This is a genomic window from Peribacillus sp. FSL M8-0224 (genome assembly GCF_038003055.1).
GTDB lineage: Bacteria > Bacillota > Bacilli > Bacillales > DSM-1321 > Peribacillus > Peribacillus frigoritolerans.
The window spans coordinates 1,174,878-1,187,138 of sequence record NZ_JBBOOJ010000001.1 but is presented as its reverse complement, the minus strand read 5'-3'; the positions used below and the strand labels follow the sequence as shown (position 1 = coordinate 1,187,138).

The window sequence follows — 12,261 nt, the reverse complement described above, 5'->3', positions numbered from 1 at the left end:
TATTTATTTTTCTTCAACAGCAACTTTTTTTCTTTTAGCTGCTCTTTCACGCTCGTTTTTATCTAGAATTTTTTTACGAAGGCGGATTGAATCCGGAGTTACTTCACAGTACTCGTCATCGTTCAAATATTCCAGAGCTTCTTCAAGGGACATGATTCTTGGTTTTTTCATGGAAGAAGTTTGGTCTTTATTTGCTGAACGCATATTTGTCATTTGTTTCGCTTTAACGATATTAACAGTCAAATCGCTATCACGGTTATGTTCCCCGACGATCATGCCTTCATAAATATCCGTACCTGGCTCAACGAAAATAACACCGCGGTCTTCTACTTGCATAATACCGTATTGTGTAGTTTTTCCTGATTCCATGGATACAAGTACACCTTGGCGTCTTCCGCCGACTTGACCTTGTGCCATTGGTTGATAGCTGTCAAATGAATGGTTCATGATACCATATCCGCGTGTAATCGTTAAGAACTCAGTTGAATAACCAATAAGTCCGCGAGCTGGGATCGTGAACAGTAAACGAACTTGACCGCTTCCGCTGTTGATCATATCCAATAATTCACCTTTACGGGCTCCCATTGATTCCATGATCGAACCAGTGTGCTCCTCAGGTACGTCGATTTGTACACGTTCAACCGGCTCACAACGGACGCCATCAATCAAACGAACGATAACTTCCGGTTTAGAAACTTGCAATTCATAACCTTCACGTCTCATGTTTTCGATCAGGATGGAAAGGTGAAGCTCCCCACGACCTGAAACAATCCAGACATCCGGAGAATCAGTATTTTCGACTCTTAAGCTGACATCAGTCTGCAATTGGTTTCTCAAACGCTCTTCAATTTTACGAGCTGTAACGAATTTACCTTCACGGCCTGCGAATGGGCTGTTATTTACAAGGAAAGTCATTTGTAATGTTGGCTCGTCAATACGCAGGATAGGTAGAGCTTCAGGATGCTCGGTCGGACAAACCGTTTCCCCTACGTTAATATCCTCCATACCAGAAACGGCAATTAAATCACCGGCAACGGCTTCTTGGATTTCAACTTTCTTCAAGCCAATATAACCAAAGATTTTCGTTACACGGAATTGTTTAACCTTCCCATCAAGTTTCATTAATGAAACTTGTTGACCTACATGCATTTTACCGCGGAATACACGGCCAACGCCAATTCGTCCTACATAATCATTATAGTCAAGTAAAGCCACTTGGAATTGAAGCGGTTCATCTGAGTTATCAATTGGTGCAGGGATCGTTTCGACGATTGTTTCGAAAAGTGGGGTCATGTCTTCTTCTTGTTTAGCAGGATCTGAATCCAAGCTAGCAGTACCAGCGATACCTGAAGTGAAGACAACTGGGAAGTCTAATTGTTCTTCTTCAGCTCCTAGTTCGATGAATAAGTCAATTACTTCATCGACCACTTCATTTGGACGTGCAGAATCTTTATCGATTTTGTTCACGACAACGATTGGCGTGATCTTTTGTTCCAATGCTTTTTTCAACACGAAGCGAGTTTGCGGCATACAGCCTTCATATGCATCAACAACAAGTAGAACGCCATCAACCATTTTCATGATCCGTTCCACTTCACCACCAAAGTCGGCATGACCAGGTGTATCCAAAATATTGATTCTTGTATCTTGGTATTGAACTGCTGTATTTTTCGCAAGAATCGTAATTCCGCGTTCTTTTTCAATCGCATTAGAATCCATCGCACGTTCTTCCACATGTTCATTTTCACGGAAAGTACCAGATTGCTTTAGCAACTGATCCACTAACGTCGTTTTACCATGGTCAACGTGAGCAATGATGGCTATATTACGAATATTTTCTCTTAATTTCAAAAAATTCACTCCTAAAAAAGTTTGTGTAAAACGTATCACTAGTATTAACTTACATATTATATCACAAACATACTAGAAACAAATACAGAAATTATGTACAATAGATATATTAGGGGTGATATTAATGAACATTAAATGGAATTTCTTAATATTAGCGGTATTGGCAACATCCAGCATTGGCTCCATTGGCATCTTCATTGCTGAAAAAAGCTTGATTGGAATATTAGCTGCAATCGTTATTCTTTGCGGAATCATGGGGTTCGGTTTCACCCAGAAGAAGAAATTACGTGAAGCCGGGAAGTTATAATATAAAAAACTCGCTGACAGACAGCGAGTTTTTTTTGTTAATTATTTCTATCCGAGACATTTATCATGGCCGCAATCAGTCCTTGATACTAACGGCTGGAGTTTCCTGATAAGTATTTGTCAAATACTTCTTTGTGTAGCCCTGGTTTTGATACGAAAAGTGAGTCGCCTTTTAAAAAATCCAATTTGTCACCTTTAATATTACTAACTTCCCCGCCCACTTCCTCGACCAGTAAAACTCCCCCGGCAAAGTCCCAAGGCATGAGTCTCATGGTTATGTATGCATCAATCCTTCCAGCGGCCACGAATGCCAGCTCCAACGCTGCCGAGCCATAAGAACGTGTTCCTCTTGCATCCCGGACCAGCGGTGCCAAAAGACTCGGGTCGATCCTCCGGTTTTCCGTTACCCAGCTTGCATTAATGGAAATGATCGCTTTGCTTACCGATGCCTCTTCAAGAGATGGGAGCCTTTGATCATTCAGAAATGCTCCTTGTCCCTTAATCGCATGATATAATTCATCACTAAAGACATCATAAACCATGCCAATCTTTCCGATGCCATCCACATAAACCCCAAGGGAAATCGCAAAATTCCTCTGTTGATGAATGAAATTCAAAGTTCCATCAATTGGATCGATGATCCACACCGTACCTTTTAGGTCTTTAATATCATTGCCCATTCCCTCTTCACCAAAAATGCGGTGTTCTGGAAAAACTTCGCCAATTTTTTCGCAAAAAAACTTTTCTATCCCCTTATCCATATTAGTTACCAAATCATTCGGATTCGTTTTCATTTCAATATTCAACTTGGTTTTGAAGGACGCCCTTAGCCTAGTACCGGCTTCTTTCATCCATAACTTCGCATATGTATCCATTTCCTTGACCGATGCCATTATAATATCCCCGTCCTTTATGATCAGAAACTACATTAAAATGATCCTCTTTTAAAGATTAAAGCAAAAATAGCTTGCCTTCAAGCTTTTAACATCTTAAATTTTCCATTTTTTTAACCGATGAGGAAAGAAGGTTCTTTGACTGCCCATCCATTAATCGTAATCATGTTTTAGCCAGCAAGAATATTCTCCCTTATTTGACGTTCCCCTTCCTTTATTAAAGGGACTCGATACAAAATGATATTCCACCTTATATATATTGGACATTTAATGAAAAACGGACACATTATTTTTTAATAAAATAAAGTGTCCGTTCATCTATAATAAAATTCCTTGTATTGAAATTGATTCATTTCCTTAATTCATTCTCCTTCAAGGTCTCTGCAGCCAATCATTTACAAGGCTTTCAGTTTCAACAATTCCAAGCGGATGCGTTCTAGTCTTTGCTTGCATTGTGACCTCTTTTGGTCATTCTCTTCACCGATTGCTTCAAAAAGGGTTGCTAATTCATAGTCCATTTCCATTCTTAACACTGCAGCTCTATGTCTTTCAACTTCTTTAGCTTTTAATGCTTGGTTCATGACTTGTTTCATAATTAACATTCTCCCTTCGTTAATTAACGTAATTTTCTGAATTTATATTATCATATGACTTCCTACCTCAAATAGCAACTAATTTGTGCTTAAACCTATAAGGAATTTTTCATTGCCAACCCGAATCGTATTTTTTAAATTTTACTTTTACTTATGCTACAATATGTGCAGATATTACGGTAGGAGAGATGAAAATGAATATAGAAAGTTTTACAGCAGATGATTTTGATGTTTTTAAAATTGATGGATTGGAACCGCGCATGGATGCTTTAAAAGAACGGATCCAGCCTAAATTACAAGCCCTGGGAGAGCACTTTTCTCAAAAACTCTCAGTTATGACCGGCGATGAAATGCACCCTCACGTTGCAAAGCATGCTAGACGGACAGTGAATCCCCCCAATGATACATGGGTTGCTTTTGCTGCCAATAGCAGAGGCTATAAAATGATGCCGCATTTTCAAATCGGGTTATGGGAAACGCATATGTTCATCTGGTATGCCGTCATTTACGAAGCCCCTAATAAAATGGAAATCGGTAAGCATCTGGAGCAGCAGGCAGACAGATTGGTGAATAGCATTCCCTCCCATTATGTTTGGTCAATGGACCATACAAAACCTGATGTCATCCCTCATGATGGTCTTGGAGTAGATGATTTGAATTCAATGTTCACTCGTTTGCAAACGGTAAAGAAAGCCGAAATCCTATGCGGTATAAAAATTTCCCGTGATGACGCTATTAAGTTAAAAGATGATAATTTCATTGAAACCATTCAAGATGCGTTTGAACATCTTTTACCCTTATATCAATTAAATTAAACACATTGATTCCTATTCGGATCCAACAAAAACTGGATAATATAAAAGGAGAGCCAAAAGCTCTCCTCAGACTGTAGGCAAACTCGATAATCAATGGGTTTGTCTTCAGTTTTTTTAGGTTTTTAAAAATTTGACCGTTGCCTCCAGGCACTCGCTTTCCACCGGCGATCCGGCGCTTTTACACCTGCGGGGTCCCCCCTGGACACGCTTTTCCGCAAGAGTCTCGGACACCCGCCCCAATCAACTATGTTTTAAGATAGAACTCCTTTTTGCCTATAAACTAAGGGAAGCATGGGAGTCTCTCCATCCCTATTTTTGCACTAAGCCTTTGCTTGCTTGAATCAAGTCTCTAATTCGGTCTTCCTTGCCTGTCTCGAAGCATTCGATGATCTTGCTGCCGACAATGACTCCATCGCAGTATTGTATGGCATCACGGACATGTTCTGGAGTCGATATGCCGAACCCGGCAAGAACGGGAACCGGACTTATCTCTTTTACCTTCTTTAAATAGCCTCCAAGTTCTTCTCCGAAGGCGTCACGGGCACCTGTGATGCCTTTGACTGTAACTGCGTAGATGAAGCCCTCCGCCCCTGCGGTAATCTCAGTGATGCGCTCTTGCGGAGACGTGAGTGTCACAAGTCGGATAAGAACGATCCCTGCAGTTTTGATTGATGAAAAGATGGCTTCTTCTTCAATCGGTAAATCGGGGATGATGCACCCGGAAATTCCTGCTTGAAGGCAGTCAGTCGTAAACTCTTTAAGTCCATATGCCAGGATTGAATTCGTATATCCCATTAAAATAATGGGGATGTTCACATCATTTTTGATTTCCATTACTTTTTTCAGAACATCTTTTAAAGTTGTTCCATTTTTCAAAGAACGGATTCCAGCTTGTTGGATAACGGGTCCATCAGCGACAGGGTCAGAGAAAGGTATACCTAGTTCAACGGCAGTCGCCCCGCTGTTTTCAAGGAAAAGAAGCTGACTCTTTAACCGATCAAGACCTCCATCACCTGCCATGATATATGGTATGAATGCTTTTTCCTGCTTTGTTTGACATTCTTCAAGCGCATTTGTTAATTTATTCATGTTCACTACCCCCCATCAATGATTGGACCGTTTCAACATCTTTATCACCACGGCCGGACAGGCAAATCACCAGTCCTGTTCCTTTCTCCATTTCTTTAGCAAGCTTTAAACCATAGGAAATGGCATGTGAACTTTCTAAAGCAGGGATGATCCCCTCCTCCCTTGAAAGCATCGCTAGGGCTTCCAAGGCTTCATCATCGGTTACTGAAGTATATTCCACCCGATTCGTATCTTTTAAGTAACTATGTTCAGGCCCTACCCCTGGATAATCCAGCCCTGCCGAAATAGAATGTGCCTCCTGGATCTGACCGTCCTCGTTCTGCAAAACATACATGAATGCCCCGTGGAGCACCCCAGGTTTCCCTTTCGTCAAACTTGAAGCATGTAACGGTGTATTAAGTCCATGCCCTGCCGCTTCCACTCCGTATAACTTTACCGTTTCGTCCTCAATGAAGGGATAAAACATCCCCATTGCATTACTTCCTCCGCCTATGCATGCAACTATTGCATCCGGCAGGGAATGAACCGCCTCAGAATATTGACGTTTTGTTTCATTCCCTATCACGCTTTGAAAATCACGGACAATAACGGGGAATGGGTGCGGACCAAGCACTGATCCCATTATATAATGGGTGTCATCCACATTAGCCACCCAATATCGTAACGCTTCATTTACTGCATCCTTCAGTGTCCCGCTTCCTTGTGATACAGATATGACTTTGGCTCCCAAAAGCTCCATCCTGAATACATTCAATTTCTGTCTCCTGATATCTTCTTCTCCCATAAAGATAATGCATTCCAACTTCAGCAAAGCACACACAGTCGCCGTTGCAACCCCGTGCTGTCCTGCACCCGTTTCGGCAATCACTTTTTTCTTGCCCATTTTCTGAGTCAGCAAAGCCTGGCCGATCGTATTATTTATTTTGTGGGCTCCAGTATGATTCAAGTCTTCACGCTTCAGATAAATGTCTGCACCGCCAGCCAGTCTCGTTAAGTTCTCCGCAAAATAAAGAGGGGTTTCCCGACCGATATATTGTTTCAGGTAATAACTTAGCTGCCTTTGGAATTCTGGATCATTTTTAGATTGTTCATATACTTCTTCAAGCTCCGTAATCGCCGCCATTAAAGTTTCTGGAACGAAGCGGCCTCCATATGCTCCAAAATGTCCAGTTTTATCAGGCTGTGTATAAGTATTCATCTATTCATTCCTCTTTTCCGGCTGTATTTTTTGCCTCATTGATAAATGCTTTCATTTTTACAGCATCTTTTAATCCGTTTGTTTCAACACCACTTGCTACGTCAACTGCGAATGGTAAAACGGCATTAATCGCTTTTCCGACATTTTCCGGAGTCAGCCCACCGGCTAGAATTACCTTCTCCAGTGGCAGATCAGCTTTTCGAATCATATCCCAATCCAAAGTCAATCCCTTGCCGGATGCGCTCTTAGGAAGATCGACCAATAGATAATCCGCTGGGTATTCATGCAGGTTTTCAAGGTCTTTCTCTGAATGGATGGCAAAGGCCTTGATCACCGGCAGGGGCATTCTGCGGGCAAAGCTGGCAGACTCGTTACCATGAAGCTGAATATAATCCAATCCCGCAATTTCAGCAATTTTTATCACTTCTTGTTCAGTTTGATTGGCAAACACTCCGACCTTTTTAACATGACCAGCTAGATTCGCTCCGAAATCTCCTACTATCTCCGGCTCAACCTTCCTGCTGCTCTCGGCAAAAATGAAACCAATGAAGTCTGCTCCGGAACTAACAGCAGTCTGAGCAGCTGCCAAAGTCTTTATCCCACAGATTTTCACTAACATATTAATCTCCTTATATACTCATTTGCAGTTCGGCCATCTTGTGCGGAAGATTTGATGCAGTCATGAGTGTCTCCCCGACCAAAACCGCTTTTGCACCAGCATCCTTCACACGCATTACGTCTTCTTTTGTTTTGATCCCACTTTCACTGATAATGATATGTCGTTTGGGATCAAGTAACTTCGCCAGTCGTTCCGTTACAGCCAAATCCACTTTGAAGGTCTTTAAATTCCGATTGTTAATCCCTATGAGCTCTGCATTCAGCTCTAGAGCACGTTCCAGTTCGGCTTCATCATGGATTTCCGTCAACACTTCAAGTCCTTTCTTTTTTGCATATTGATATAATTCATGAAGGCGTTCTTTAGAAAGTGCTGCCACAATCAATAGAATGATAGTCGCACCTGCTTGATGGGCCCGATCGATTTGGATTTCATCGATGATGAAATCTTTGCACAACCTGGGAATTCGTATGGCCTCGCTTACGTTTCTCAAATCTGCAATTGATCCTTTAAAGAAAACCTCATCCGTCAATACGGATATCGCTGCAGCTCCGCCACTTTCATATGAAAGGGCCTGCTCGATCGGATTTACATTGATTTTAATGTCCCCTTTTGAAGGGGAAGCCCGTTTTATTTCCGCGATGACCGCCATCGATTTAGCCGTTTTCAAATTTTCCACCAAAGATGGTCTGACTATGTTGATCATGACCGAATCATCTAAGCCCCTTTCTTTTAATTTTGCGACTTCCACCTTTTTCTGTTCGATGATTTTCGTTAAGATATTTTCCATTACATGACCACCTTATTTCTATTGCCATAAGCAATCAGATTTTCTAACTTTGCAAGAGCCGATCCGCTATCAATGCTTTCTTTGGCCATGGAGATTCCTTTTTTGATCGTCGCTGCCGTACCATGTGCGTATAATCCCAATCCGGCATTCAATAAAACGGTATCACGATATGCACCTTTTTCCCCTTTGAGAAGCCTAAGCATGATATCGGCATTTTGTTTGGCGTCACCGCCACGGATGGCATCATTTCCGTAAACAGGCAGATCCACTTCTTCAGGATGAAGCGTAAATGGTATAATATCTCCTTGCTCCAAAAGGACGAGTGAGTTTTCACCCTGCAGGCTCGCTTCATCCATGAACCCGGCACCATTTATCACGACTGCGCGTTTCCTGCCCAATTTATGCAGGACTTCCGCAAAAAGCTCGAGCATATCGCGTCGATTGATTCCCATTAATTGCGTGTCGAGTTGGACTGGATTTGTCAGAGGACCGATAAGATTAAATATCGTCGGGATTTTCAGTTCTTTTCTCACTTTCATTATCCTTGCAATATTAGGATGAACAGATGGGGCAAATAAGAATGTGATCCCATTTTCCTCCAACAGTTCCTTTAACATGTCAGGCTCCAAGTACAAATTAACGCCTAATGCTTCCAATACATCCGCACTTCCCGTTTTGCTTGAAATGCTGCGATTTCCATGTTTGGCAACCTTGACACCGGCCCCAGCAAGCACGAAGGCCGATGCTGTGCTTATATTGAAGCTTTGTGACCCATCTCCTCCCGTTCCGCAATTATCCATTACATTAAGGGAGCTTGTTTGTACACTTCTTGCTTCTTTTCTCATGACTCTGACAAGGCTTGCTATTTCACCTGCCGTTTCCCCTTTGGCTTTTAAGGCAATGATGAATGCTGCCATCTCGCTTTCGGAGATATCTTTAGAAAATAACGATTGGGCTGCTCTGCTCATCTCTTCTTCCGTCAATGTTTGACGCTCTGCTAACTTCGCTAAATACTCCTTCACCGCTAACTCCCCCAGTCGTTTTTTGTTTTATAGAATGGATTGTTCCTTCTCTGATTGAAAGGTACCGGCAATCTCATAAAATTGATGTAATAATTCCTTGCCGATTTTCGTCCCTATTGATTCAGGGTGGAACTGTAAACCGTAGAGAGGGAATTCCTGATGTTTAAGGGCCATGATTTCCCCATCATCCAGTGCCACTGCCGTCACAGTCAGTTCTTCTGGCAAACTCCCCCTTTCAACCACAAGGGAATGGTAACGCATTACCGGGAATTGTAAGTCCTGTTTGGCAAAAACACCTGTTCCATCGTGTTCGATTACCGATGTTTTCCCATGCATGATTTGTTTCGCCCCAACAACATTCGCTCCAAAAACCGCCCCAATGGCCTGATGCCCCAAACAAATGCCTAATAGCGGAACCTTCTCATAAAAATTGCGGATGATCTCCATACTGATTCCAGCATCTTCGGGCCTGCCGGGTCCCGGGGAAATGACGATTGCCATTGGATTCAGTTCCTCAATTTCCGCAAGGGTGATTTCGTCATTCCTTTTTACTACGATTTCTTTTTCCACTTCACCTAAATATTGATAAAGGTTGTAAGTGAACGAGTCATAGTTATCAATTAATAAAATCATATAGTGTGAACCTCCATTAAAGCGCGTGCTTTATTTTGTGTTTCTTCATATTCCGTTTTTGGATCTGAATCATATACGATTCCAGCCCCTGCCTGTACATAGGCCTTGCCATCTTTGATGATCATCGTCCGAATGGCTAAAGCCATATCAAGATCCCCTCCAAAACCTATGTAGCCTATCGAGCCCGAATACATCCCGCGTTTACAATTTTCCAGTTCATTGATCAGCTCCATTGCCCTGATTTTAGGAGCACCTGAAACTGTTCCGGCAGGAAGGCAGACCGTCAGTGCATCTAAACTCGTGTACCCTTCCCTAAGCTTTCCGCTAACCTTCGAAGCAATATGCATGACATGCTGATATCTTTGAATTTCCATTTCCTCGGTAAGGTGGATTGAACCGATTTCGCAAACCCTGCCAAGATCATTTCTACCTAAATCAACAAGCATCTTATGCTCGGCAAGTTCCTTTTCATCCATCAGCAGGCTTTTTTCGAAGCCCTTATCTTCTTCATCCGTTTTCCCTCTCGGCCGTGTGCCGGCAATGGGATTAACATGAACCATTCCTGATGAAACACTGATTAAACTTTCTGGAGAAGACCCAATGATTGTATAGTCACCAAATTCTATATAAAACATATAAGGAGAGGGGTTGGCTAATCGCAAACGACGGTATGCATCGAAAGGCTCCCCATCGAAGTCCGCTTTAAACCTTTGTGATAAAACAACTTGGAACACTTCACCAGCTATGATCGCCGATTTAGCTTCAAGGACCATTTTCTCGAATTCATCCTGACTGAAATTCGAGTTGAATTCCAAATATTCCGACGATATTTCCTTTGACGGCTTGCTTGCCTGATTGATTTTGTCCTTCATTCCCAATAAACTTTTTTCACTATCTTCTTCAGCAGTCAAAAGATGGATCTTCTGCAGAACATGATCGAATATATACAGTTCTTTATAAAAAAGAAAATGAGCATCAGGCATTTGCAAAGAATCAGGTGGAACCGGACCTATATTTTCATAAAGACGAATGATATCATAGCCCATATATCCGATTGCACCACCGTTAAATGGCGGAAGATGTGTGGGAACCTCTTCTATTTCCACTAATAATTCTTTTTTTAGAAACTCGATGATATTGATGTCCTTAACGATTTGATCACCTGTTTCAGTGTCTTTCACATTTACTCGGTCAGCAAGTGATGTCACCTCCAAATAAGGTTTTGAACCTAGATATGAGTAGCGGCCGTTGTCATGATGCGAGTTCGAACTTTCCAATAAAAACTTCTGGTCACCATCTAATTTCTGAAATATGGCAATGGGTGTATGGATATCCCCTTCAATTGTATCCATTTTGAAACGGAGTATTTTTTTTTCATCCAAATTATTATTCATCTCTTGATTCCCTCCCGATTCTTATGCGCTCTTATAATCCCCCGGAGGGAAAACCCTTTTGGTCAAATGACCAGGTCTTCATTTCCTCTGGATATTTTCTTTAAAAGGTATATATATTGAAATTCCAATAAAAAAATCCCCTGCAAACACAAATATGTGTCTGCAGAGGACGGTATACCGCGGTGCCACCTCAAGTTGGAAAAATGCATCATTTTTCCCTCTCAAGCAAGAATTGAATTCTTGCGATTACCCTTTAACGGTGGCAGCCGAGTTTCCCTACTTATTTTCAAGAAACCACTCATAAGTCCATTCATCTTCTTATATCGTACCGGTTTCCACCTATTCCGGCTCTCTGTGACGCATCTAAAAAGATTACTACTCTCATTCATAGATTTAATTATCATTTTCAAAAAAACGCAAAAAGGGCCCTCATCCAAAGGACGAGGAACCCGTGGTACCACCTTAATTAGCTAAATTAGCTCACTTTACGGCATTAACATGCCTATCTCCATTAACGATGAGATAATCGCCAAAGCCTACTCCGTTCATCCGTTTCGGTTTGGGGCTCGGAAGTCCATTCGCTTAATTTCGTTCACCAGTTTTCAGCAACCACTGGCTCTCTGCAGAACATCATTAAGGTACTCTTCTTCGTCACTGCCTTTATCTTTTTCTTGATTATTATGTTAAAACAATCTTTTCAGTAAGTCAATGGAGTTTTCGAAAAATTATATTTTTAATGTTTCATTTTTATCCATTCCCCGTCATCGATTCCTTTTGCCTTCTTAATGACAAGATAGGCTGAATAGGTGCTGACTGACTCGAACTCATCCGTATACTTTTTTTCATCCGCCTTACCGGGGACTATTTCCTTGAATCTTCGGTAAGCCTTCATGAATTCTTCCTTTTGTATCTTATTTTCATAAGCCTTTTCTACTGCTTCAAAGAATTTAATCACATCTACGATTTCGTCAGTAGACCAATCAAGATCCATTGGATATTGATAATCCATATCCTAAACACGCTCCTTCTAGATAGTTTTTCATGTTGTCCGGCGGACCATG

General features: G+C 41.7%; 13 protein-coding genes and 2 other annotated features. Of the genes, 2 read left to right on the top strand and 11 right to left on the bottom strand.

The features are described 5' to 3' along the window. Positions 1–3: 3 nt before the first annotated feature. The gene (gene typA, locus MKX49_RS05760) at positions 4–1,851 is read right to left on the bottom strand and encodes a translational GTPase TypA (RefSeq protein WP_048684521.1); all 1,848 of its coding nucleotides are present in this window, start codon (positions 1,849–1,851) and stop codon (positions 4–6) included. Positions 1,852–1,975: 124 nt separating this feature from the next. Here typA and MKX49_RS05755 point away from each other — a divergent pair, with 124 nt between their 5' ends. Beyond that, on the top strand, positions 1,976–2,158 hold the full coding sequence (locus tag MKX49_RS05755) for a YlaF family protein (RefSeq protein ID WP_034314013.1): 183 nt from the start codon (positions 1,976–1,978) through the stop codon (positions 2,156–2,158). A gap of 88 nt (positions 2,159–2,246) precedes the next feature. Here MKX49_RS05755 and MKX49_RS05750 read toward each other — a convergent pair whose 3' ends face one another. Further along, complete coding sequence (locus tag MKX49_RS05750) at positions 2,247–3,050, bottom strand: inositol monophosphatase family protein (protein WP_063596336.1); 804 nt, start codon at positions 3,048–3,050, stop codon at positions 2,247–2,249. A gap of 395 nt (positions 3,051–3,445) precedes the next feature. Then, entirely contained in the window at positions 3,446–3,643 is a 198-nt protein-coding gene (locus MKX49_RS05745; protein ID WP_034314018.1) for a hypothetical protein, read from the bottom strand. 194 nt (positions 3,644–3,837) lie between these two features. Here MKX49_RS05745 and MKX49_RS05740 point away from each other — a divergent pair, with 194 nt between their 5' ends. After that, positions 3,838–4,458, top strand: coding sequence for a YktB family protein (locus MKX49_RS05740; protein ID WP_340875598.1), 621 nt, complete (start codon positions 3,838–3,840; stop codon positions 4,456–4,458). Between the two features lie 309 nt (positions 4,459–4,767). Here the strand turns inward: MKX49_RS05740 and trpA are convergent, their stop codons facing one another. The 8 genes from trpA to MKX49_RS05700 all read right to left on the bottom strand — a co-directional run bounded on the left by trpA (position 4,768) and on the right by MKX49_RS05700 (position 12,209). Then, positions 4,768–5,547 (bottom strand): tryptophan synthase subunit alpha, encoded by a 780-nt coding sequence (trpA, locus tag MKX49_RS05735; RefSeq protein ID WP_095389971.1) that lies wholly within the window; start codon positions 5,545–5,547, stop codon positions 4,768–4,770. Further along, a complete protein-coding gene (gene trpB / locus MKX49_RS05730; protein ID WP_063576935.1) occupies positions 5,540–6,745 on the bottom strand; it encodes a tryptophan synthase subunit beta in 1,206 nt (401 codons plus the stop codon). Before trpB ends, trpA begins: the two co-directional genes overlap by 8 nt. A 4-nt stretch (positions 6,746–6,749) precedes the next feature. After that, entirely contained in the window at positions 6,750–7,364 is a 615-nt protein-coding gene (locus MKX49_RS05725; RefSeq protein ID WP_340875593.1) for a phosphoribosylanthranilate isomerase, read from the bottom strand. Positions 7,365–7,374: 10 nt separating this feature from the next. Then, positions 7,375–8,151, bottom strand: a complete 777-nt coding sequence (gene trpC, locus MKX49_RS05720; protein ID WP_252269135.1) for an indole-3-glycerol phosphate synthase TrpC — start codon at positions 8,149–8,151, stop codon at positions 7,375–7,377. After that, on the bottom strand, positions 8,151–9,173 hold the full coding sequence (trpD, locus tag MKX49_RS05715) for an anthranilate phosphoribosyltransferase (RefSeq protein WP_048687068.1): 1,023 nt from the start codon (positions 9,171–9,173) through the stop codon (positions 8,151–8,153). Before trpD ends, trpC begins: the two co-directional genes overlap by 1 nt. Before the next feature lie 27 nt (positions 9,174–9,200). After that, positions 9,201–9,806, bottom strand: coding sequence for an anthranilate synthase component II (locus tag MKX49_RS05710; protein ID WP_048687070.1), 606 nt, complete (start codon positions 9,804–9,806; stop codon positions 9,201–9,203). After that, on the bottom strand, positions 9,803–11,200 hold the full coding sequence (gene trpE / locus MKX49_RS05705) for an anthranilate synthase component I (protein WP_340875589.1): 1,398 nt from the start codon (positions 11,198–11,200) through the stop codon (positions 9,803–9,805). Before trpE ends, MKX49_RS05710 begins: the two co-directional genes overlap by 4 nt. A 162-nt stretch (positions 11,201–11,362) precedes the next feature. Further along, positions 11,363–11,598 (bottom strand) — a binding site (T-box leader). A 35-nt stretch (positions 11,599–11,633) separates the two neighbouring features. Beyond that, positions 11,634–11,864 (bottom strand) — a binding site (T-box leader). 69 nt (positions 11,865–11,933) lie between these two features. Then, positions 11,934–12,209, bottom strand: a complete 276-nt coding sequence (locus tag MKX49_RS05700; protein WP_048687073.1) for a UPF0223 family protein — start codon at positions 12,207–12,209, stop codon at positions 11,934–11,936. Between the last annotated feature and the right edge of the window lie 52 nt (positions 12,210–12,261).

Coding starts and splice junctions, on each gene's coding strand:
- MKX49_RS05755 (WP_034314013.1), top strand. CDS start 1,976: ATGAACATTAAATGGAATTTCTTAATATTAGCGGTATTGGCAACATCC.
- MKX49_RS05750 (WP_063596336.1), bottom strand. CDS start 3,050: ATGGCATCGGTCAAGGAAATGGATACATATGCGAAGTTATGGATGAAA.
- MKX49_RS05745 (WP_034314018.1), bottom strand. CDS start 3,643: ATGAAACAAGTCATGAACCAAGCATTAAAAGCTAAAGAAGTTGAAAGA.
- MKX49_RS05740 (WP_340875598.1), top strand. CDS start 3,838: ATGAATATAGAAAGTTTTACAGCAGATGATTTTGATGTTTTTAAAATT.
- trpA (WP_095389971.1), bottom strand. CDS start 5,547: ATGAATAAATTAACAAATGCGCTTGAAGAATGTCAAACAAAGCAGGAA.
- trpB (WP_063576935.1), bottom strand. CDS start 6,745: ATGAATACTTATACACAGCCTGATAAAACTGGACATTTTGGAGCATAT.
- MKX49_RS05725 (WP_340875593.1), bottom strand. CDS start 7,364: ATGTTAGTGAAAATCTGTGGGATAAAGACTTTGGCAGCTGCTCAGACT.
- trpC (WP_252269135.1), bottom strand. CDS start 8,151: ATGGAAAATATCTTAACGAAAATCATCGAACAGAAAAAGGTGGAAGTC.
- MKX49_RS05710 (WP_048687070.1), bottom strand. CDS start 9,806: ATGATTTTATTAATTGATAACTATGACTCGTTCACTTACAACCTTTAT.
- trpE (WP_340875589.1), bottom strand. CDS start 11,200: ATGAATAATAATTTGGATGAAAAAAAAATACTCCGTTTCAAAATGGAT.
- MKX49_RS05700 (WP_048687073.1), bottom strand. CDS start 12,209: ATGGATTATCAATATCCAATGGATCTTGATTGGTCTACTGACGAAATC.